Below are 21,548 nucleotides of genomic sequence, written 5' to 3'. Positions count from 1 at the left end.
CACCGCGCCCGCAGCCGCGCCCGCAGCCGCATCCCGCCAGCCGCGCCGCGCGCCAATTCCGCCCGACGAGGCTGCGCGCCTGCAGCCTACAACGTTACCGCAATATGCGTCTGCCCGAATTCCGGCGTAATTTTCACGCCGAGGGCGGTCCGCTCCCAAGCGGCTCCCTCCACAGACCGAACTTCGTCGATGCCTCTAAGCACGATCGTATAAGGCTTCGCTGCGCCCTGCACGGCGAAGCGGATCCCGCTGCCGCTGCGCTCAGCCCGGACCTGCAGCTGCAGCTGCGCTCCGGTGTCATAGACGAGTGCCGATGCGCCGGCGCCATCCTGCAGCTCGAACAAGTGAAGCGACACGCCGTCGGCATACGCGTAATCCGGCTTGACATCGTTCGCGCCGATAGCCAGCAGCGTGTTCGGCTTCACAAGCAGCGGCAGCGACGTGTAGTCATGGACTTCTTCCTGCCATGTGCCGCCTTCGACGATGCGGCCGGTGAAGAAGTCGGTCCAGCGTCCCTCCGGCACATAGTACATGACCTGGCCACGGTCATTGAAGATCGGGGCCACGAGCAGACTGTCGCCGAGCATGTACTGGGTATCCAAGTAATGCGTGGACGGATCTTCCGGGAAATCGAGCACCATGGCGCGCATCATAGGGATCCCGTAATCGGCGGATTGAATCGCGCTGCCGAATAAATAAGGCATCAGCCTGCATTTGAGCTTCGTGTAATGGCGGAGCACGTCGACGGCTTCTTCGTCGAACAGCCATGGCACGCGGTATGATTCATTGCCGTGCAGCCGGCTGTGCGAGGAGAGCAGGCCGAAGGCGACCCAGCGCTTGTAAATATCAGGCGGCGCCGTGCGCTCGAACCCGCTGATATCATGGCTCCAGAAGCCGAAGCCGGATAAGCCGAGCGAAAGGCCTCCGCGCAGCGATTCCGCCATGGAATCGTAGTTGGCCGAGCAATCGCCGCCCCAGTGAACCGGGAACTGCTGACCTCCAGCCGTAGCGGAACGGGCGAACAGCATCGCTTCGTTCTTGCCGAGCTTCTCCTCCAGCACTTCGAAGACGGCTTTGTTGTACAGCAAAGTATAGTAGTTGTGCATTTTGAACGGATCAGAGCCGTCATGGTAGCGGACATTCGTCGGAATGCGCTCGCCGAAGTCGGTCTTGAAGCAGTCAACGCCCATGTCGATCAGCCTTCTCAGATGGCTCTTGTACCACTCGACCGCCTCGGGATTCGTGAAATCGACAAGGCCCATGCCGGCCTGCCAGAGATCCCACTGCCACACATCGCCTTCCGGCGTACGGACCAGATAGCCCTTGTCCATTCCCTCTTGGAAGAGCGGCGATTTCTGTCCGATATACGAGTTGATCCAGACGCAGATCTTGAGTCCTTTGTCCTTCAAACGCTTCAGCATCCCGGCAGGATCGGGGAACATATCGGCGTCCCATTCGAAGTTGGTCCACTGATATTCCTTCATCCAGAAGCAGTCAAAATGGAAAACATGCAGCGGAAGATCGCGCTGAATCATCCCGTCAATGAAGCTGTTCACGGTTGCTTCATCGTAGTCGGTCGTGAAGGAGGTCGTCAGCCACAGGCCGAAGGACCAAGCAGGCGGCAGCGCAGGCTTGCCCGTAAGCTTGGTGTAATTATCCAGCACATCCTTCAGCGTCCGGCCGCCGATGATGAAATATTCCACACTTTCGCCGGGCACACTGAACTGGACCTTCGAGACGACTTCGGAGCCCACCTCGAAGGAAACGTGCTCAGGATGGTTGACGAATACGCCGTATCCCCGGCTCGAGAGATAGAAGGGAACGTTTTTGTAAGCCTGCTCGCTGCTCGTCCCGCCGTCTTCGTTCCAGATGTCGACGGTTTGCCCGTTCTTCACGAACGGCGTAAAACGCTCTCCAAGTCCGTATACATGCTCCCCAACGCCTAGATCAAGCTGTTCTCTGAAGTAAACTTCCTTGTTAGCCGTTGTGATATGTCCGGGTCCTTTGAAGTTGGATCCTGTCAGACGTTTGTCTTCGAAGAAAAATTCGGTTCCCCATGCCTCGCTTTTCTTCATTTTGACACGAAGATTACCGGATTTCATCGTTACGTCGGTGCTGCTCTCGTCGATTTCGACCGGAGCGGCCCCATCGTGGAACAGTTCGAACTGCGGCCCTGTTGGCCGCTTCCCGGCATGATGCGTCCAGCGAACGCGTATGACGTCCGCCATCGGCGAGCTAAGCTCGCAAGTGAGCAGCGCTCCGTTGAGCGTATCGCCTTTACGCGTAATTTTGCGGGCGGCGGCGTAGATCGTCAGTTCGTTATCTTTGCGCTGTACCTCGCGAACGTCTAGCGGATTGAGCACCGTATAGCCTTCTTTCGCCATCCAGTAGCCATTAGAAAATTTCATTGCCAACATCCTCTCAATATATTTTAATATAAGTATATTGATTTGAATCCAACAATCCTTCCGTAATATTGCTTGATTGTATCAGTATTTTGACATTTGACGGAATGAAATTGAAAAGGAGGACATCGCGATGCAGCAAGCCCATCTCAAAGAAGACCGCGTCCATGGCGACCCGTTGTATCCGATTCGCGTATACGAGATTCATTGCCAGCCCGGCGAAGAATTATTGGAGCTTCATTGGCACGATGAGCTGGAGTTTCTGATGCTGACTCAGGGGAGCGCCGTCTTTCGCGTGTCGATGGATGAATATGAACTGAAGGCGGGAGAGGCGATTTTCGTGAATGCCGGACAGCTTCATTCCGGTTTGATTGCCGGTGATGAAGCGTGCAGCTTCAAGGCGGTGGTTTTTCATGCCGACATGCTCGGCGGGGAGCGGTTCGATCTCGTTTGGGAGAAGTACATTCACCCGCTTATTCAGCAGAAATATGGCATCCCCGTGCATATCCGCAACCGCTTGAGCGAGGAGAGGGAGCTGCTGGAGCTGCTGCAGCAAGTGTTCGATTTGAATTTGAACGAACGCCCTCTATATGAGCTATCGACCAAAGCACACCTGCACATGCTGATTGCCAAGCTTTTGACTTTGGGCGGACCGTCGCTTACGGTGCAGTCGCCCCCGGTTAACCCGACACATATCGATCGGATCAAACGAATTATTGAATATATCCAAGCGAACTACAGTCTGCCGATCCGGCTGGAGGAACTGGCGGCGCTCGTTTCGTTCAGCGAGTCCTACTTCTGCCGGTATTTCAAAGGCTTCACAGGCAAGAGTCCGCTGGAATATTTGAATCAGGTAAGGGCGCAGCGTGCCGCCAGTTTGCTCAAGGATACCGATAAAAAAATAACGGAAATTTCGCTCGATGTCGGATTCAACACGCTCAGTTATTTTATCGGCGTCTTCAAAGCCCACTTTGGCTACACGCCTTCCGAATATCGCAAAAGAGAAAGATAGGGGAGTGATTGCAGGTGTTCAGCAAGCTGCGGGAAAATGCAAGGGCTTACTTCTACGATCGATTAACACTCAAACGACGAATTTTTATCATTTTCCTGGGCAGTACGCTCATTCCGTTCCTTTGCATTGTACTTATTTCGTATTACACGATTTATTCCATATTGACGAACAAAATTCAAAACGGGATCCAAAGCAACCTCAAGCAAGTGGAGCTTTCCCTGGAAAGCACGATCTCCAACTTGAATCATGTCTCTCAGCAGCTTGCTTTTGCAGGGAGCGTCGGTAAGAAGCTGGACCAGATGCTTTCGCTTCCAGCCGAGCAATCGTTCGAGCGCTCCAAGATGCTCAGCGATTTGAAGGACGAGCTCAGCTTGGTCACTTTTACCAATCCGAATATCGGGCTCACCTTTTACTATTTTCAGAAGGACCATACGATCGATTTGGAAAATATGGGGGTGAAGGATTCTTTTTCCCCGGATACCTTACCCTTGTTGGCGGCGTACTCCGGCATTTCCTATTATGGTCCCCATATCAGCAACAATCGGTTCGATAACAATTTCGTGCTGTCGGCGCTCCGCAAAGTCGATTTGCCCATGCGCGACGATGTTTATGTTTATATCGAAACAGGCTTTCATTTGACCCAAAATATTCTCAATAACGGTCAGTTCGGCGGCGGGAACTATCACGTTTTCCTGGACAATAACGGCCGAATCGCGTACAGCGAGCTGCCGCAAGCGTTCGTCAAGGATACCATATTCCCCAATTTCTCGCAGGACAAAACGAACGGTACACAGAACGAATTTTATTGGTTCAGACAGGTCAGCAATCAAGGCTGGAGCATCGTGTCGGTCATTCCTAAGGCGGATTACAATAAGGAAATGAATCAATGGTTCGTACAAATCGGGCTGTTTGCGCTTCTTTTCCTCGTGATTAGTATGTTGATGGCATGGCTGTTATGGAAAATGGTCTATGTGCCGCTTAACGGCTTTAACCGGGAAATCAAGCTGATGGCCCAGAATCGGGTTCAGACCGTCACGGTCCGCACGAAAATACCGGAGTTCGATTTCCTGCTCAACCAATTCCGCCAAATGAAAGAGCAGATTTGGAACCTGTTCGCTGAAGTCGAGCGCAAAGAGAAGCGCAGGGTCGATCTGGAGGTGGAGAAGCTGCTGTATCAGATCAACCCGCATTTCCTAATGAACACGCTGGATACGGTGCATTGGTTGGCGCTGATGAACGGTCAGACGGAGATCGACAAGCTCGTCTCGTCACTGAATAAGCTGCTGCACTACAATCTGGGCAAGCTGGGCGCAGCTTCCACGATTCAGGAAGAGATCGAGGCGCTCAAGCAGTATTTGACGCTCCAGCAGATTCGTTACGATTTTCAATTCGATGTCCAAATGAATGTGGATGAACAAGTATGGAGCATGCCGATCCCGCGTTTCATTCTCCAGCCGCTGGTTGAGAATTCGCTGTACCATGGGCTCAGCGATGACGGTTACATCCGGGTCGATGTCAGCTTGACCCATGCCATTCAAATCTCGATTCGCGATAACGGCGCCGGCATGACGGAAGAGACGATTCGCAAGCTGCTGGATCAGCCGGACACCGAGAATAAAAAGGTCGGAATGGGCATCGGGCTGAACTATGTTAAGCGAATGCTCGAATCGCAGTACGGCGATAAGGCTTCATTGAGCATTCAGAGCGTCCTCGGCCATGGAACGACAATTCATGTTTCTATACCTATTGTGGAGGTGCTATCCCCAGCATGATTAAAGTGATGGTTGTTGACGACGATAAATTGGTCCGGAAAGGGCTGATGTCCGCGATGCCTTGGCGCGATTTCGATATGGAGGTTGTCGGAGAGGCCAGCAACGGCGAGAAAGCGCTCGAGTTCATGGCAGACAATAGCGTGGATTTATTGCTGACGGATTTGGCGATGCCGGTCATGTCCGGCATTGAGCTGCTCAAGGTCGTTCGCAAGCTATACCCGAGCATGTATACCGTCGTGCTCACCTTTCATCAGGATTTTGAATATATCCAGGAGGCGCTGCGGCTTGGAGCCATCGATTATATTGCCAAGGTGCAGCTGGAAAAAGAGCGCTTCGAAGAAGTGCTGGGCCGAATTCACAAGCGCATAATGGAGGATGCCAAGCATGGACTTCCTGCAGCGGATGATTTCTACGAGGCTCCGCCCATGGCGCATGGGGGGACGGAAACGCCGGCAGCTGCCGGTAAGGACGCCGAACAAGTGAAGGACATGTGGGCGAGCCATGAATGGCTCCACCAGGACGCGGTGTTCGCCGCTCAGCTGCAGCAGTTGAAACAGCTGCGGCTGCCGCAGACGAAGCTGATCGGTTTGCTTTATGCGCTGACGGATAAGTGGAACCTGCTGTTTCATCCTGTTGATACGGCAGCGATTCAGCTGCCCGATGCTTTTGAAAGCTGGCAAGGGGTCGAAGCTTGGCTGACGGCAACGCGCGAGATGATTCGCAAGGCGATGGAGAAGCCGGCGTTCTCGCAAGAAGTGGTCGATAGCGTGATGAAGGCTGTTCATATCGTGAGCGAAGAAATGAAGGAGCCGATTACGGCGGCGATCGTCGCGAAGCGGGTCAATATGAGCAGAAGCTACTTCAGCCAATGCTTCAAAGAAATCGTCGGCGTCAACTTCAGCGAGTATATCCGCAACAAGCGGATGGAGAAAGCGAAGGAGTACCTCGTTTATACGAACAAAACGATTCTGTGGATCGCCGAGAATGTCGGCTACATGGACGAGAAATATTTTAGCCGGACATTCCGCGAACAGACGGGTTATTTGCCAAGCGAATATCGCGTACAAAGCGGAGCAGGTAGAGAAATGTCCGATCACTAGGGGGTCATCTGTTAGAAACGCACAGGAAATGAAGCGCGATTGTCTGAAATCTCGGTCATTTTCCCAACTAAACGTGTAACCGTTTTCCATCCTTGTTATGTGCAGTCATATGATACTTTTAGGATGTAGACAAATTCCAGAAACGAAAGAAGGGGACATAATGAGCAAGACAAATAAGAGCTTATTGCTAGTACTCGCGGGAATGATGGTAGCGCTGTCCGCCTGCTCGGATGCGAATAACGGGAAGGAGTCGCCGAAAGCGTCAACCGCTCCCGCCCAGACAGGGACGGCGGCAACGGCCGGGCAATCCGATGCGGGGCCTTTCACCAAATCGGCTAACCCGATCACGATTCGTATCGGCAAAGATGTCGATGCGGCGGACAAGAGCTTGCCGGCCGGAGATTCGCCGGAGAACAACCAGTATACCCGTTATATTAAAGAAAACCTTAATATCGACACCAAAATCGTGTGGCAGGCAGCCGGCGGCAAGGACTACGACCAGAAAGTGAATCTGTCCATCGCCAGCAACGATTTGCCTGACGCACTGGTGGTCAAGGATACGCAGTTCAGACAAATGGTCAAAAGCGGCCAACTCGCAGATTTGACGGAGGTCTACAAGAAATATGCCTCCCCGGCACTTAAGCAAATTATTGATTCCACACAGGGACTTGCGCTGAAATCCGTCACGGTGGACGGCAAAATGTATGCCCTTCCCAATGTGACCACGGAATCCGATATGGTGCATATGATGTGGATTCGCAAGGATTGGCTGGATAAATTGGGTCTCGAGCCGCCGAAAACGATGGATGACTTGGAGAAAGTGGCCAAAGCTTTCGTCGAGCAGGATCCGGACGGCAACGGCAAAGCCGATACCATCGGGATTACCGGCCCGCAGCTGGGCGGCTTGCTGAACGCGGATTTCATTAACCCGAACAATAACAACTATGGCTTTGATCCCATTTTTGCTTCGTATCATTCGTATCCTGGCTTCTGGGTCAAAGGTGCCGACGGCAAAACAACCTACGGATCGCTTCAACCGGAAACGAAGCAGGCGCTGGCCAAGCTGCGCGACCTGTACGCCAAAGGGCTGATCGACAAAGAAATGACGATCCGCAAAGACGCGCAGGAGCTGATCAAGAACGGAACCTCCGGCATCTACTTCGGATTGTGGTGGGCAGGCGGATATGGTCCGTTAGCCGATGCGATCAAAAACAACCCGAAGGCCAACTGGCAAGCTTACACGGCGCCATTGGACGTGAACGGCGAATTTACGCCGCACATGGGGAATCCGACGAACCAATATCTCGTTGTTCGCAAAGGCTATGAGCATCCGGAAGCAGCCATCCAAATGGAAAACCTGCTGCTGCGTGACGAGTCCAAGTTCGATGTGAAAGTGGCAATCGGAAACTATCCGCTGCGTATCGTTTTTGCGCCAATGGATGAAATGGATGTTACTTACAAAATGATGAAAGAAGTGCTGGCTGGCACCAAAAAGCCGGAGGATCTGGATATTCCCGGATACAAACTGCTCAAAGCCGATGCCGAGAAAGTGAAAAAAGTTAAACTTGAGCCTTACGACAAGAACGACATCCAGTACTGGGACCCGAATGCCGACCTTGGCGCATGGAAACGGATGTACTCCACATTCGTCGGTATATCGCCGCTGCAGAAGCCGTATAAGAAAACGTACAGCGTGACATATTCCCAGACCAAAACGATGGAAAGCCGCTGGGCATCCCTTGACAAGCTGGAGAAGGAAACGTTCCTCAAAATCATCATGGGCGCCGCACCGCTTGATACATTCGATAAGTTCGTACAGGACTGGAAGAAGCAGGGTGGAGACCAGATTATAGCTGAGATCGAGGAAAACTTGAAATAACATTTGTTGGAAGATTAACCTTGAAGCGTTTAACCTCGAAGTCTTTAAAGCATGCGAAGGCGTCAGAGAGCTCTGGCGCCTTTCCTCTAAATATCGAGAACGGAAGTGATAGACCGGATGGTTACGAAAGGGTTCGCCAAACACTACTATCTCATGCTTCTGCCTGGTTTCATCTGGTTGACGCTGTTTAGTATCGTGCCGATGTTCGGCATTGTCATTGCATTCCAGGATTTTAATCCGGGTCAGGGGATGTTTCACTCCGAATGGGTCGGCTTGGAAAACTTCAAATACATGTTTTCACTGAACGACAGCAAAACCGTATTTTTCAATACGCTATTTATCGCTGTTATGAAAATTATCGCCAATTTGATCGTGCCGCTTGTTTTCGCCTTGCTGTTGAACGAGTTGCGCCTTGCGATTTTAAAAAGATGGGTGCAGACGATCGTTTATTTGCCGCACTTTTTGTCATGGGTCATTCTATCCGGGATCCTGCTCGATATCTTATCCTACAAAGGTCCGGTGAACACCTTTCTTGGCTTTCTCGGGATTGAACCGACGCTGTTCTTCGGGAAGGCGGAGTTGTTTCCGTTCATCATCGTCGGCAGCGACGTTTGGAAGGAATTCGGTTTTAATACGATTATTTTTCTGGCTGCATTAACCGGAATCAATCCCGCTCTGTACGAAGCGGCGGCGATCGATGGGGCCACGCGCTGGCAGCGCTTGCTGCATGTCACGCTTCCCGGCTTGATGACGACGGTCATTTTGCTTGCAGTACTTTCCCTTGGCAATGTTCTTAACGCCGGATTCGATCAAATATTTAACTTGTATAATCCACTTGTTTACTCAAGCGGGGACATCATCGACACCTGGGTATACCGCACAGGGCTGCTGAATTTGCAGTATGGGCTGGCAACAGCGATGGGACTTATGAAATCCGTCATTTCCTTTTTACTCATTACAACCTCTTATTTCTTGGCTGCTAAGTTCGCAAATTATCGTATTTTTTAACATAAAGGAGCATGGGTATGGTTAGAGAAACGACGTTGGGCTCCAGAGCATTCGATATTGTTCTGATCGTGCTGCTTGTCGGTATTGCACTGCTTTGTGTGCTGCCGTTGTGGTACACGCTGGCCGTCTCGTTAAGCGACAATGCGGCGGCTTCCTCCGGTAGAGTCAGCTTTTGGCCGGTTGGATTTAACTTGAATGCGTATCGGGAAATTATGGGCGACGGCAAATTCTTCAACTCGTTCTGGATCTCGATCCAACGTGTTGTCCTGGGCTCGACCCTTAACTTTATTATTATCGTACTGATGGGCTACCCGCTGTCCAAAAATGCCAAAGATTTGCCTTACCGCAACGTGCTGATGTGGATCCTTGTGTTCACGATGCTGTTTAACGGAGGGTTAATTCCTTGGTACCAGACGGTGAAATCGTTAGGGCTCATCAACAACATTTGGGCGCTTGTCCTCGGCAACAGTGTGCCGGTATTTAGCGTCATACTCGTCATTAACTATTTCCGCAATTTACCGAAGGAACTGGAAGAAGCGGCGCTGGTGGATGGAGCGGGACCTTGGTATATGCTGGTCAAATTATTCATTCCGCTGGCGGTTCCCGTACTGGCTACCGTTACCTTATTCAGCATCGTGTACCATTGGAATGAGTTCTTCAACGGGCTTGTGCTGATGTCGAACGCGGACCATTATCCGCTGCAAACCTACATTCAGCAGCTTGTCGTCATTGTGGACGCCAATACGATGACGGCGGAGCAGATCCAGAAGATGAGCGAGCTTTCCAACCAAACACTGAACGCGGCCAAAATCTTTATCGCGATGCTGCCGGTGCTTGTGATTTATCCGTTTCTGCAGCGGTTTTTCATTCACGGCATTACGTTAGGCTCTGTGAAGGAGTGAGAGTGGGTAGTATCGGTCGGTGGAGCTGACCAGCGCTCTCATCTTGAGCGCTTACGGACGCTATCCCTTTGGCTCATGGAGAAAAGCTCAACCTTAGCAGCTCACATTTGGCGATGTAACAAAAGTGTTAGACCTAGCCTAAGGCTAGGTCTATTTTTTTGCGGCTTACCTTATGTACCTGGCATGTTGAAACCCGCCCCGCCGTTCGATCTAATCGCCCGTGCGCGAGAACAATGTCCACTATCCCCGTGACCTACGCCTACTATCCCCATGAGTCAGGAGGGGGGGGGCGAGTGGGAGCGAGCTTCTGGCCACTATCCCCATGAGTCAGGAGGGTGGGGTTCGGGTACGAGCGAGCTTCTGGCCACTATCCCCATGAGTCAGGAGGGGGGGTTCGGGTACGAGCGAGCTTCTGGCCGCTATCCCCATGAGTCAGGAGGGATAGGTTCGAGCGAGCGCGAGTTATGTCCACTATCCCTTTGAGTTAGGAGGCAGTATACGATTACATACGATCGCAATATACAGACAAGTTAGGGGAACTGAACGGATGGGATAGTGCCCAGAAGAGGCGGTGACCCGAAAGCGTCCTGAGTAGAAGGGATAGTGCCCAGAAGAGGTGCTGACCTGAAAGCGTCCTGAGTAGAAGGGATAGTGCCCAGAAGAGGCGGTGACCCGGAGGTGGCCTGATTAGAAGGGATAGTGCCCAGAAGAGGTGCTGACCTGAAAGCGTCCTGAGTAGAAGGGATAGTGCCCAGAAGAGGCGGTGACCCGGAGGTGGCCTGAGTAGAAGGGATAGTGCCCAGAAGAGGTGCTGACCTGAAAGCGTCCTGAGCAGAAGGGATAGTGCCCAGAAGAGGCGGCGACCCGAAGGTGCCTGAGTAGAAGGGATAGTGCTCAGAAGAGGCGGTGATGCAGCGCCGATTCCGTTTATTGAGAATCCGGTTTAATGAGAAACCGGATTCTTTTTATTTCGGAGGTTTGCCATTCCCGGAATCCCATGGCGCATCAGATGTCCAGACTGATATACCGGCAGCGGGCTTTAACCGGGGCTTTGCGCAACGGACTCCCCCGGCAGCACATGATGGGCGATCAGCGTCTCGGCCGGCACTTCCGTATCGTTAATACGGCGTATCAGCAGGTCGGCCAGCTGCGTACCGATTTCATTGACATTGTAATCTACCGTCGTCAATGAAGGATTGATATATTTGAGCACGTCGATATTATCGAAGCCCATCAGGCCGACCTGTTCAGGCACGCGAATCTTGCGGGCCTTCAGCCATTTCAGCACGTCCAGTGCATACACGTCGCTTGAGCATAGGATGGCGCATTTGCTATCCGTGCGATCAAGCAGAGCTTCCAATTCCGACAAATAATGCTTCTGCGCAATGACGTCGAAGCGCATATCCGGAATGTCCACGCAAGCGCTGATGAAGCCCTGGTACCGCTGCTCAGGGACATAAATGTTTTCTTTGCCCTTGCGCATGAGCGGTGGGCTAATATAGATCAAATGTCGGTAGCCTTGACCGGCCAGATACGACACGGAATCGTGAATCGCCTGCTTGTCGTGTATCCAAATGTACGGGAACGGGCCTGTCAGCCGGTTGCCGAAGGTGACGATCGGGGTACGCGAGCGCAGCAAGAACGACTCGAACTTCTTGCTGTCGTTGGCGGGAAGCAGGGCGATGCCGTCGACGCGTCGGTCCAGCAGGTTATTGATATATTCCCATTCCAGCTCCTTATCGCGATGGGAAAGCACGAGATAGACAATATAGCCCCTTCTTCGAGCTTCCGCCTCGAATGCATGAAAGAGCTGAGAGAAGATCTGATTGTGAATATCGAATAAAACGATGCCAAGCGTTTTGGTATGACCTTTAACAAGGCTTTGCGCGAGGAAATGCGGGCGGTACCCGAGTTCTTCGGCGACGCGCATAATTTTGTCGCGCGTTTCCGCAGAGATGCCTGGACGGTTGTTCAAGGCGCGGTCTACTGTACCGCGGGTAACTCCGCACAGTTCGGCAATCTGTTTGCTGGTTACGTTCATGACTATGGACCTCCGTAGAAGCGATCTGCTGGTCTTATCGTATCGTAACGGCGCATGCCGGTCAATACCCGTGCTCGTGAACGTACTTGAGTACCAACCTCATAGGCAGGAAGAACGAATTTGAATAAAAGCGTTTACAAAAAATCCCTGATTTGATAAGATGGGTTCGTTCACGTGCACGAGGCATGTGAAAGGAGCTCCGCGCAATAATCGTTCGTGAAGGGGACGCCCTTATCGACATGGCTGAATCGCCAACATTTTTTTTAGCCTTTTCCGTTCACGTGAACGGAGGGGGTGTTGACCTCGAATGATTCGCATCCCGCATCCAGAGCTTTCATCAGACCGCACCGGTGCTGCTGTTCCGGGAGTGCGGCATTACATTCTGTTAAGGATGGTGCCCTCTATGAAAAAGGTTTGGGTCTTACTGCTGATTGCTGCATTAGGATGGTCATTGGTAGCTTGCAGTTCCGAAAGTACACCGGCGTCTTCCACATCCGGCAAGGCCGAGTTGACGCTCGTCTGGAGTAAGAATGAGGCGTCAGAGGAGCAGCTCTCCAAGATTTTGGCTGAATTTAATAAGCTGAACCCGGACATTACCGTGAAACGGGTCGAGGTCGTCAGCAGCGGTTGGGCGGACTATTTCAATAAAATTCAGACGATGATTGCCGGCGGCAAATCGCCCGATGTCATTCGCGTTGCGATCGAAGGCATTCAGATGTTCGCCAAACAGGATTTACTGCTTCCGCTCGACACCTATATGAAATCCGATGAGGCGGCGTTGGATAACTATAAGGATCTGCATCCCAAGCTTCAATCCCCGTTCGTCATCGATCATAAAACCTACGGCTTCGTTTGGGACTGGAACAATGTTGTGATGCATTTCAATACGGAGCTGCTGAAGCAGGCCGGTTTAACCGTACCTGCCAAGGGCTGGACGAAGGATGATTTCCTCCAGTACGCCCAGAAGCTGACGACGGAGAAGGACGGCAAGAAAACGTACGGTTTCGCCATCCCGAATTACTATTTCGGCGCTTCCGCCTGGCTGTTTAACAATAACGCCAGCGTGCTGAACGACGATATGACCACGAGCAAATTAGACGATCCGAATGCGATCGAGATGATGCAATTTTTCCAGGATCTCATTTATAAATACAAAGTTTCCCCGGTTCCCGGGCCCAAAGACGATCAAATTCAAATGCTGATGAACGGGCAGATTGCCATGATGTCCGCAGGCAAATGGCCGTTCGGCACTTATGATAAAAATAAATTCACTAATATCGATGTCCAGTTTTTGCCGACGTTCAAGACGAACAAAGTCATTTTCGGATCAGGCGCGTTCCCCGTGCTGAAATCTACCAAATATCCGGAGGCTGCCTATAAGCTCTCCGCTTTCTTAAGCGGGGTCTACTCGCAGAAAACTACGCTCTCCAACACATCGATTCCAACTCGCATCTCGGTCATGAATGAAGTGCTACCTAAGACGCCGGCGCAGAACTGGAAGGTGTATGCAGAAAGCGCGGACATTGCCAAAGCGGTGGAAGCGCCGATGCAGTACGGGGAAATCCAAGGTGTATTCGACCGGCATGTATCGGAGATTCTGTCCAATCAGTCCGATGCGGCGACAGCGATGAAGAAGGCCAAACAAGAAATCGACGCCATTCTGAAAAAATGACGGCGCATCGGGGCGCGCCGGTTGACGGTTAGCAACTTTCCGCCAGCCGGTGCACCGATTTCTAGGAGGGATCAAGCGTGGTAACGCATCGCACGATGTCTAATCTGATTGCCGGATTGTTATTTTTGGCGCCTGCCTTGCTATTCTTTACGCTGTTCATCGGCGAACCCGTTGTTGCAACCCTGTACTTAAGCTTTACGAAATATAATGTCATCACCCCGGCTCAATGGATCGGCTTTGATAATTTCAAGCATTTGGTTGAAGACCAACGGCTGCTGCTGACATATGGCAATACGCTCAAGTATATTTTGATACTCACCCCTATGCACGCGATTCTGGGTCTGCTGCTTGCACTTGCCGTCAATCGGCCGGTTGCCAGCGCTTGGAAGTATGTGTACCGCACGGTCTTCTACTTCCCGGTGCTGGCGACTTCCGCTGCCGTCGCCGTCGCCTGGCAGTTCATGTTCAGCAAGGATTTCGGCATTCTGAACTATTGCTTGGGCTTATTAGGCGTCGATCCGATCGCTTGGATGCAATCGCCGTTCTGGGTTTACGTGGCGGTGGCGATCTATAGCTTCTGGAAATTTATTGGCAACGCCTTCCTATACTACCTGATCGGGCTGCAGAGCATTCCTGCCACCCTCTATGAAGCAGCGGAGATGGACGGGGCGAGCGGCATGCAGCGTTTCAGCTCGATCACGCTGCCGATGCTTTCGCCTACGATATTTTTCGTGCTGGTGACGACGCTGATCGGGGCGACGCAAATCTTCGACGAGCCGTATTTGATCACGGGGGGCGGACCCGGCGATGCATCCCGTTCCGTCAATATGTACATTTACGAAGTGGCGTTCCAGCATCATGAGATGGGCTATGCTTCCACACTGTCGCTCAGTTTGTTCGTCATCATCTTATGCGTAACGATGGTCCAATTTGCGATCAGCCGCAAATGGGTCAATTACGATCGGGATTAAGAGAGGAGTTGATATACGTGGGGGCCTCCAATCTGCAGAGGGCAGGGACGGCGGTTAACCGGGGCGTGATGCGCGGGTTCCGGCCTGGGCGCATGGCGCTGGACGGCATGTTGCTGCTGCTGTCCTTTCTCATGCTCACTCCGTTCCTGTGGATATTCTCCACCTCGCTGCGTTTGCCGAAAGATTCGTTCTCGCTGCCGCCGGCCATTTTTCCGACGGCGTGGCATATCGGCAACTATGCAGAGGTGTTTGCGAAAGTGCCGTTTTTCGATTTCATTACCAACTCGCTGAAGATTTGCTTGATCATCGTGGCCGGACATATTTTCATCTCCAGCATGGCGGCTTTCGCGTTCTCGCGAATCGCCTTTCCGGGACGGAACGCGCTGTTTCTAATTTTTTTGTCAGGGTTGATGATTCCGGGGCAAGTAACCATCATCCCGCAATTTATTATGATGTCGAAGCTGGGGCTCGTGGATACGCATTTGGCGCTCATTCTTCCAGGCCTCATTAATCCGTTCGGAATCTTCATGATCCGGCAGACGATGATGTCGATTTCCAGCGCTTATGACGAGGCGGCTTATATGGACGGCGCAAGCCGGTTATGGGTATTCCTCAAAGTCATTCTGCCGATGTCGTATCCGGCCGTAGCCGTTACATCGGTCATTAGCTTTATCGGACATTGGAATGATTTCTTCCGTCCGCTCATATTCCTGAATTCTTTCGAGAAGATGACGCTGCCGATCGGCATGACCGCATTGACGGGCGCGTTCGGAACCGGTAATTTGTCCGCCATTTTGGCCGGCGTGACGTTGTCGCTCGTCGTTCCGCTGCTCTTTTACATTTTCGGGCAAAAATATTTATTGGACGGCATTACGGCCGGCGGTCTAAAAACCTAAGTGCTGCCGGAATTTTCATTACATTATATGATGGAGCTTGAGGAGGCTGTTCGATGAGTAAAAATGGGCTAGAGGATCAATTTCGCATGGATAAACATTTCGTGTATAAGGGTTCCCAAACGAGTCAAATCTCCTTCCCGCTTGGCGGCATAGGTACGGGCAGCATCGGATTGGCCGGCAACGGCCGGCTGCTGGACTGGGAAATTTTCAACCGTCCTAATAAGCTGAGCTTTAACGGATTCTCGTTCTTTGCCGTCAAGGCGGAGCGGAGCGGGGAGGTCGTCCTGACTAAAGTGCTGAACGGCGACCTGCAGACCCCGTATACCGGCGAAGGCAAGGGGAAGTTCGAGGGCTACGGCTATGGGCCGAGGCGGGAGAATATGGCCGGCTTCCCGCACTTTGCGAATACATCCTTCCGAGGGGAGTTCCCGTTCGCAGAGCTGCTTTTCGACGATGAGCAAGATCCTATACACGTGAAGCTAACGGCGTTTAATCCGTTCATTCCCCTGAATGACAAAGATTCTTCGCTTCCATGCGCCATACTGGAGTATGAAGTGACGAACCGTTCTGCGGACGAATTGGACCTTAGCGTCGTCGGCAATTTGACCAACCCGTTCCGCAAGGGGGCCTACAACGAAGCTGTCCTGGTGGACGGGCGGCAGGCGATTCGCTTGACATCCGCACATTATCAGGATAGCGAGCCGGAATTCGGCGATATGACGCTGCTTGCCGATCATGACGATGTCAGCTATCAAACCTACTGGTTCAGGGGGAGCTGGTTCGATAACTTGACGGTATTCTGGAAAGATTTCCGCCGGCCGGGACGCTTTCAGGAACGTAACTATGAGCTGCCGAGCGAGCAGGATCCGCGCAGAATTCACGAGAAGCATCAGGACGTCGGATTGCTCAGCGGGCATCGCACGGTAGCGCCGGGCGGGAAGGCGACATTCCGCTTCATTCTCACGTGGAACTTTCCGAATTATGTGAATTTCTGGAATCCTGGCGGCGACAAGCATCCTTCCTGGAAAAACTATTATGCGACGTTGTTCAGTGATTCAACGGCAACGGCGAAATATATAAAAGATCATTATGAGCGCCTCTATTCGGAGACGCGATTATTTAAAGAAACACTGTTCGCTTCCACATTGCCGGATGTGGTGCTGGATGCCATCAGCGGGAACATTTCGATTCTGAAATCGCCTACTGTGTTGCGTTTGACCGACGGTACCCTATATGGTTTCGAAGGCGTTCATACGAACGAAGGATCTTGCGAAGGCTCCTGCACGCACGTATGGAATTACGAACAAGCGACGGCTTTCCTATTCCCGGCTTTGGCCCGCTCGATGCGGAAGATCGATTACACCCATGCTCAGTTCGAGAATGGCAAAATGGCGTTCCGGCTCATGCTGCCGGCCGAGCGGACAACGCGCGACAATCCGTTCAGGGCAGCCGTCGACGGGCAGATGGGCGGCATTATTAAATCGTATCGCGAATGGAAGGTTTCCGGGGATACGCAGTGGCTGCGTTCGCTCTGGCCGAACATCCGCAAGGCGCTCGAATATGCCTGGGACGAGGGGAACGAGGACGGATGGGATGCCGACAAGGACGGCGTCATGGAAGGGCGCCAGCATCATACGCTCGACATGGAGCTGTTCGGTCCGAACTCATGGCTGACCAGTATGTATGTGACGGCGCTCAAAGCGGCTGCGGAAATGGCACAAGCGCTCGGCGAGCCCGACAAAGCGGCGGAATACGAAGCGCTCAGCCGCAAAGGAGCGGCGTGGACGAACGAGCATCTATTCAACGGCCGGTATTTCCATCAATTGGTCAATCTTCAGGACCGGTCCGTGCTTGAGCGGTACGGCGCCGAAGCCGCATATTGGAACGATGAGGCCGGCGAGCTCAAGTACCAAATCGGAGAAGGCTGCGGCATCGACCAAGTGCTCGGGGAATGGTTCGCGCATCTCGTAGGGCTTGGCAACGTGCTAGATCCGGTGAAAGTAAAGCAAGCCGTGCAGTCGATTTATGAGAACAATTTCATCGAGCAATTGGGCAATCATCCGAATGCGTGCCGCATTTATGGATTGAACGATGAATCCGGCCTTGTCATCTGCTCTTGGCCTGACGATAACAGTCCGATCGTGCCTGTCCCTTATGCAGAGGAATGCATGAACGGTTTCGAGTATCAGGCCGCTTGCCATATGATCTACGAAGGCTTTATTACCGAGGGCTTGCGGGTGGTGAAAGCGATTCGCGAGCGGTACGACGGTGAGCGCCGCAACCCGTGGAACGAGTTCGAGTGCGGCTCCAACTATGCGCGGTCCATGGCTTCCTATGGCCTGCTGCTTGCGTTAAGCGGCTTCGAGTACGATATGGTGAAAGGGCACATCGGCTTCAGTCCGAAATGGCATGAAGACGATTACCGCAGCTTCTGGAGCTTGAACGAAGGATGGGGCGAAATACGCTCTTCTTGCGGCCGAATCGAGCTGGAGGTCAAATGGGGCGAGCTCGGGCTGTCCTCCTTTGGAAGCCGGCTGCTGGCCGGCAGGGACGTAGCGAGCGTGACGCTCGGCGGCGCCGACATTGCCTTCGAATGCGGTGATCCGAACGCCGGTGCAGGGAAACTTTCGTTTACACATAAAGTGACCCTTGAACCGCAAAAGACCCTTGTCATACAATTTCTGTAATGAACATGTTGGAGCCGGACCGGCAGCTGGGTGGGTGCCGGTTCGGTTTTCCTATGGAGGGATGACAAATGGAAGCGAGCGATGTGATTCAAAAGGCTGTGGAGAAGCTGCGCGGGGTGGAAGGCATTGCCGCCATCGTACTCGGCGGCTCGCGGGCGTGCGGGACGGAAACGCCGGAGTCGGATATCGACATTGGCGTCTATTACCGGCCTGAGCGCCCGATCGATACGGCAGCGCTGGAACAAGCAGCTGCTGCGCTCGACGATCAGCGCCGCACGGACCTCATCACGCCGATCGGCGGATGGGGGCCATGGATTAACGGCGGCGGTTGGCTGACCGTCGGCGGGTTCGCCGTCGACATCCTGTATCGCGACGCGGTTCAGGTCGCCGGCGTCGTGGACGACTGCCTGCAGGGGCGAATCGACATCCATTATCAGCCGGGTCATCCGCACGGCTTCTGCACGTCGATTTATATGGGCGAGGCGGCGGGATGCCGTCCGCTCTGGGACCCGCAGGGCGTGGTCGCCGAGCTGAAGGCGAAGACCGCCGTTTATCCGGATGCGCTGCGCCATGCGACCATCGCCAAGTTTCTATGGGAAGCCGATTTCTCATTGGCGAATGCCAAGAAAGCGGAGAGCCGGCTGGATGTGTCTTATGCAGCCGGGCATCTGTTTCGAGCCGTCAGCTGTCTGGTGCAGGTGCTGTTCGCTTGGAACGGCGAGTACCTGCTGAACGAGAAAGGGGCTGTGGCCCGCTGCGGCCGAATGGCGGCGGCGCCTGCGGATTTCGAGCGGCGGGTTCAGGCGGGCTTCGCCGGTCTAGCCGGGGATCGTGCCGAGCTGGCGAAGACGATCAAGCTGTTCGCGGAGCTCGCCGGTGAAACGAGGGAGCTTGTCCATTAAGCCGCACGTGGCGGCGGGTGGCGCCATCAGCGCATTCTCACCATTATCGTTCGCTGCCTGTCATGCAGGTGTTGGCGGACAAATGGAGGGAATGCGCTGATCCACGTCTCGTATTTGCATCTTGCTACGCTACGTGAATCAGTCTATAATAAAAACTGTGCCCGGGCACGGAATGGTGCGGTTGGTCTGTAAAACGGAGTCCGAGCAACCTGAAGCCCTGAACCTGGGCGTGCCATACAGGAGTTTTCGCAGCTCCGAAGCTTAACCCTCCCACCGTCTTAGCCCCACCCCACCGCGCAATATGCTGGTCGTTTCAAACGCGCCGGGTGATACATGGAAAAACTCCCGTTATTCTACCACCTAACTCTTCTACAGAAAGAATAACTGGAAACTCTCCAGTTAAAATCAGCACTAGTTGAGCTTTTGCGGCACTTTTGGCGGAATTAGCGGGAGAAATTCCAGTTATGACTGCAGCGTGAGGTGAATTTCGATTTTTTAACAGGAGAAATTCCAGTTACGGGTGATCCGAGTGAAGGATCGCCTCTCCACTCCCTCAGCGCTTGGCCTGCATATCTAACGGACAGAGCGGCCGTTATATTCCCAAGAAGAATTGTGTCTTGATTGTAACGGACACAGCGGACCTTATTTGCACGATCTGCGGGCTAATTCTGACGGTAACTGGTGTCCGTTACAATAACAGAGGAGCCTATGTTCCTTGAATAAGGGCACCTGTGTCCGTTAGCGTGGGAAAGGCCCAGGGTTGAAGCTTATCGACGGGGGCATTTTTTTTATTCTAAACTGTGCCCGGGCACATAAACTGATAAGGAGCTGTAAAAGGAGGGATAGCAAGTGGCAATTGTTGTTCAAAAGCGGGACTACAGCTTGACCGGTCCGGAAAACCAACGCGCGCAAGAGCGCGGTCTTGCTTCGGCGGAGTGGTATGCAAGCCCGATTCCACGGGCCAAGATGAAGGAGCTGATGAAGCGCAAAGACGGCCCCGCGATCCGCGATACGATCGTGTGGTTCGGCGCGCTGGCGGTATTCGGGTATTTGGCTTATCTATCATGGGGAACCTGGTGGGCGGTGCCGGCGTTTCTGCTGTACGGCATTTTCTACGCCACGCCCGGGGATTCCAGATGGCACGAATGCGGACACGGCACAGCCTTCAAGACCCCATGGATGAACGAGGCGGTGTATCAGATCGCTTCCTTCATGGTCCTGCGATCGGCTACTCCATGGCGATGGAGCCATGCAAGGCATCATACCGATACGATCATCGTTGGGCGCGACCCTGAAATTTTGACGGAAAGGCCTCCGATCTGGCGGATTATTATGCTGCAAATTTTTCACCTATACGGCGGGCCGATTGAAGTCAAAAGATTCGTGCTTCACACGTTCGGCCGGCTCGAAGAGCACGAGAAGGTGTACATTGCGCCATCCGAGTACCGGAAGGTGTTCCGGGAAGCGCGCGTGTACATGCTGATCCTTGCCGCGGTACTTGCGGCTTGCTTGTATGCGGGCAGCATCCTGCCTGCGATGTTCATTTTCCTGCCCTCTTTCTACGGCAATATTGTCGTCTTGCTGTTCGGCATGTGCCAGCATCTGGGCCTCTATGAGGATGTACTGGACCACCGTTTGAACACGCGTACCGTGTACATGAATCCGGTGTTCCGCTTCTTGTACTGGAATATGAATTACCATACGGAGCATCACATGTTCCCGATGGTGCCGTATCACGCACTTCCCAAGCTGCATGAGGAAATGAAAAGCGATTGCCCGTCGGCGCGCACAAGCCTGTGGGCTGCGTTGAAAGAAGTAATCGATGCGTTAATCAAGCAAAAGCAAGATCCGTCCTATGTGGTCATAAAGCCGCTTCCAAGTACGGCGCGGCCCTATATGTACGGGATCGAGCATAACCTCGAGATAAGGAGCGAGAAAACATCATGAGTATGGAATGGGTAGAAGCTTGCGGAACAGATGACATTGAGACGGAGGATGTGATTCGCTTCGATCATGGCGATCGAACATTTGCCATTTACCGTACGGAGCAAGGACAATTCTATGCATCCGACGGATTTTGCACGCACGAGAAGGTTCATCTGTCCAAGGGTCTGGTGATCGGCAGCGTGATTGAGTGCCCGAAGCATAACGGCAGATTCGATATCCCCACAGGGGCCGCCAAGCGGGCGCCCGTCTGCGTGAATTTGCAGACGTATCCCGTCAAAATCGAGGGACAAAGAGTGTTTATCCAGATTTAAGGGCAATTCTGCAGCGGTAGCTTGTCAACCTCCATGCCATCCT

At 53.0% G+C, this 21,548-nt stretch carries 15 protein-coding genes; 13 read left to right on the top strand and 2 right to left on the bottom strand.

What is annotated here, in order from left to right; translation table 11 throughout:
• Positions 1–86 precede the first annotated feature (86 nt).
• A complete protein-coding gene (gene yicI / locus PUT07_RS18120; protein WP_274469748.1) occupies positions 87–2,408 on the bottom strand; it encodes an alpha-xylosidase in 2,322 nt (773 codons plus the stop codon).
• A gap of 130 nt (positions 2,409–2,538) precedes the next feature.
• Between yicI and PUT07_RS18115 the strand changes: the two genes are divergently transcribed.
• The 6 genes from PUT07_RS18115 to PUT07_RS18090 all read left to right on the top strand — a co-directional run bounded on the left by PUT07_RS18115 (position 2,539) and on the right by PUT07_RS18090 (position 10,078).
• Positions 2,539–3,417, top strand: a complete 879-nt coding sequence (locus PUT07_RS18115) for an AraC family transcriptional regulator (RefSeq protein WP_274469746.1) — start codon at positions 2,539–2,541, stop codon at positions 3,415–3,417.
• Positions 3,418–3,431: 14 nt separating this feature from the next.
• Entirely contained in the window at positions 3,432–5,189 is a 1,758-nt protein-coding gene (locus tag PUT07_RS18110; RefSeq protein WP_274469744.1) for a sensor histidine kinase, read from the top strand.
• Positions 5,186–6,289, top strand: a complete 1,104-nt coding sequence (locus tag PUT07_RS18105) for a response regulator (protein WP_274469743.1) — start codon at positions 5,186–5,188, stop codon at positions 6,287–6,289. The genes PUT07_RS18110 and PUT07_RS18105 overlap by 4 nt, the downstream gene beginning before the upstream one ends.
• 160 nt (positions 6,290–6,449) lie before the next feature.
• On the top strand, positions 6,450–8,168 hold the full coding sequence (locus tag PUT07_RS18100) for an extracellular solute-binding protein (RefSeq protein WP_274469741.1): 1,719 nt from the start codon (positions 6,450–6,452) through the stop codon (positions 8,166–8,168).
• Positions 8,169–8,285: 117 nt separating this feature from the next.
• Positions 8,286–9,176 (top strand): ABC transporter permease, encoded by an 891-nt coding sequence (locus PUT07_RS18095; RefSeq protein WP_274469739.1) that lies wholly within the window; start codon positions 8,286–8,288, stop codon positions 9,174–9,176.
• A gap of 17 nt (positions 9,177–9,193) precedes the next feature.
• A complete protein-coding gene (locus PUT07_RS18090) occupies positions 9,194–10,078 on the top strand; it encodes a carbohydrate ABC transporter permease (protein WP_274469738.1) in 885 nt (294 codons plus the stop codon).
• Positions 10,079–11,117: 1,039 nt separating this feature from the next.
• Here PUT07_RS18090 and PUT07_RS18085 read toward each other — a convergent pair.
• Complete coding sequence (locus tag PUT07_RS18085; RefSeq protein ID WP_274469737.1) at positions 11,118–12,119, bottom strand: LacI family DNA-binding transcriptional regulator; 1,002 nt, start codon at positions 12,117–12,119, stop codon at positions 11,118–11,120.
• Positions 12,120–12,522: 403 nt separating this feature from the next.
• On the opposite strand from PUT07_RS18085, the gene PUT07_RS18080 reads away from it, so the two are divergent.
• The 7 genes from PUT07_RS18080 (at position 12,523) to PUT07_RS18050 (ending at position 21,505) form a co-directional block, all read left to right on the top strand.
• Positions 12,523–13,791, top strand: coding sequence for an ABC transporter substrate-binding protein (locus tag PUT07_RS18080; RefSeq protein ID WP_274469736.1), 1,269 nt, complete (start codon positions 12,523–12,525; stop codon positions 13,789–13,791).
• A 77-nt stretch (positions 13,792–13,868) separates the two neighbouring features.
• Entirely contained in the window at positions 13,869–14,762 is an 894-nt protein-coding gene (locus PUT07_RS18075; protein WP_274469735.1) for a carbohydrate ABC transporter permease, read from the top strand.
• Positions 14,763–14,779: 17 nt separating this feature from the next.
• Positions 14,780–15,658 (top strand): carbohydrate ABC transporter permease, encoded by an 879-nt coding sequence (locus tag PUT07_RS18070; protein ID WP_274469733.1) that lies wholly within the window; start codon positions 14,780–14,782, stop codon positions 15,656–15,658.
• A 53-nt stretch (positions 15,659–15,711) separates the two neighbouring features.
• Positions 15,712–18,345: a GH116 family glycosyl-hydrolase gene (locus PUT07_RS18065; RefSeq protein ID WP_274469732.1), complete on the top strand. Its 2,634-nt coding sequence runs from the start codon at positions 15,712–15,714 to the stop codon at positions 18,343–18,345.
• Positions 18,346–18,413: 68 nt separating this feature from the next.
• Entirely contained in the window at positions 18,414–19,247 is an 834-nt protein-coding gene (locus PUT07_RS18060) for a nucleotidyltransferase domain-containing protein (RefSeq protein ID WP_274469731.1), read from the top strand.
• 849 nt (positions 19,248–20,096) lie between these two features.
• A complete protein-coding gene (locus tag PUT07_RS18055) occupies positions 20,097–21,194 on the top strand; it encodes a fatty acid desaturase family protein (RefSeq protein ID WP_274469729.1) in 1,098 nt (365 codons plus the stop codon).
• On the top strand, positions 21,191–21,505 hold the full coding sequence (locus tag PUT07_RS18050; RefSeq protein ID WP_274469728.1) for a MocE family 2Fe-2S type ferredoxin: 315 nt from the start codon (positions 21,191–21,193) through the stop codon (positions 21,503–21,505). Before PUT07_RS18055 ends, PUT07_RS18050 begins: the two co-directional genes overlap by 4 nt.
• Positions 21,506–21,548 lie beyond the last annotated feature (43 nt).

Origin of the sequence: Paenibacillus sp. MAHUQ-63 (assembly GCF_028765165.1) — a bacterium.
In the GTDB taxonomy this organism is placed as follows: domain Bacteria; phylum Bacillota; class Bacilli; order Paenibacillales; family NBRC-103111; genus Paenibacillus_E.
Note: the sequence above shows the minus strand (reverse complement) of the source record. Positions and strands in the feature narration are given on the sequence as shown.

Excerpts from the sequence above, each read along its gene's own strand:
- yicI (WP_274469748.1), bottom strand. The coding sequence starts at position 2,408 with ATGAAATTTTCTAATGGCTACTGGATGGCGAAAGAAGGCTATACGGTG.
- PUT07_RS18115 (WP_274469746.1), top strand. The coding sequence starts at position 2,539 with ATGCAGCAAGCCCATCTCAAAGAAGACCGCGTCCATGGCGACCCGTTG.
- PUT07_RS18105 (WP_274469743.1), top strand. The coding sequence starts at position 5,186 with ATGATTAAAGTGATGGTTGTTGACGACGATAAATTGGTCCGGAAAGGG.
- PUT07_RS18100 (WP_274469741.1), top strand. The coding sequence starts at position 6,450 with ATGAGCAAGACAAATAAGAGCTTATTGCTAGTACTCGCGGGAATGATG.
- PUT07_RS18095 (WP_274469739.1), top strand. The coding sequence starts at position 8,286 with ATGGTTACGAAAGGGTTCGCCAAACACTACTATCTCATGCTTCTGCCT.
- PUT07_RS18090 (WP_274469738.1), top strand. The coding sequence starts at position 9,194 with ATGGTTAGAGAAACGACGTTGGGCTCCAGAGCATTCGATATTGTTCTG.
- PUT07_RS18085 (WP_274469737.1), bottom strand. The coding sequence starts at position 12,119 with ATGAACGTAACCAGCAAACAGATTGCCGAACTGTGCGGAGTTACCCGC.
- PUT07_RS18080 (WP_274469736.1), top strand. The coding sequence starts at position 12,523 with ATGAAAAAGGTTTGGGTCTTACTGCTGATTGCTGCATTAGGATGGTCA.
- PUT07_RS18065 (WP_274469732.1), top strand. The coding sequence starts at position 15,712 with ATGAGTAAAAATGGGCTAGAGGATCAATTTCGCATGGATAAACATTTC.
- PUT07_RS18060 (WP_274469731.1), top strand. The coding sequence starts at position 18,414 with ATGGAAGCGAGCGATGTGATTCAAAAGGCTGTGGAGAAGCTGCGCGGG.
- PUT07_RS18050 (WP_274469728.1), top strand. The coding sequence starts at position 21,191 with ATGAGTATGGAATGGGTAGAAGCTTGCGGAACAGATGACATTGAGACG.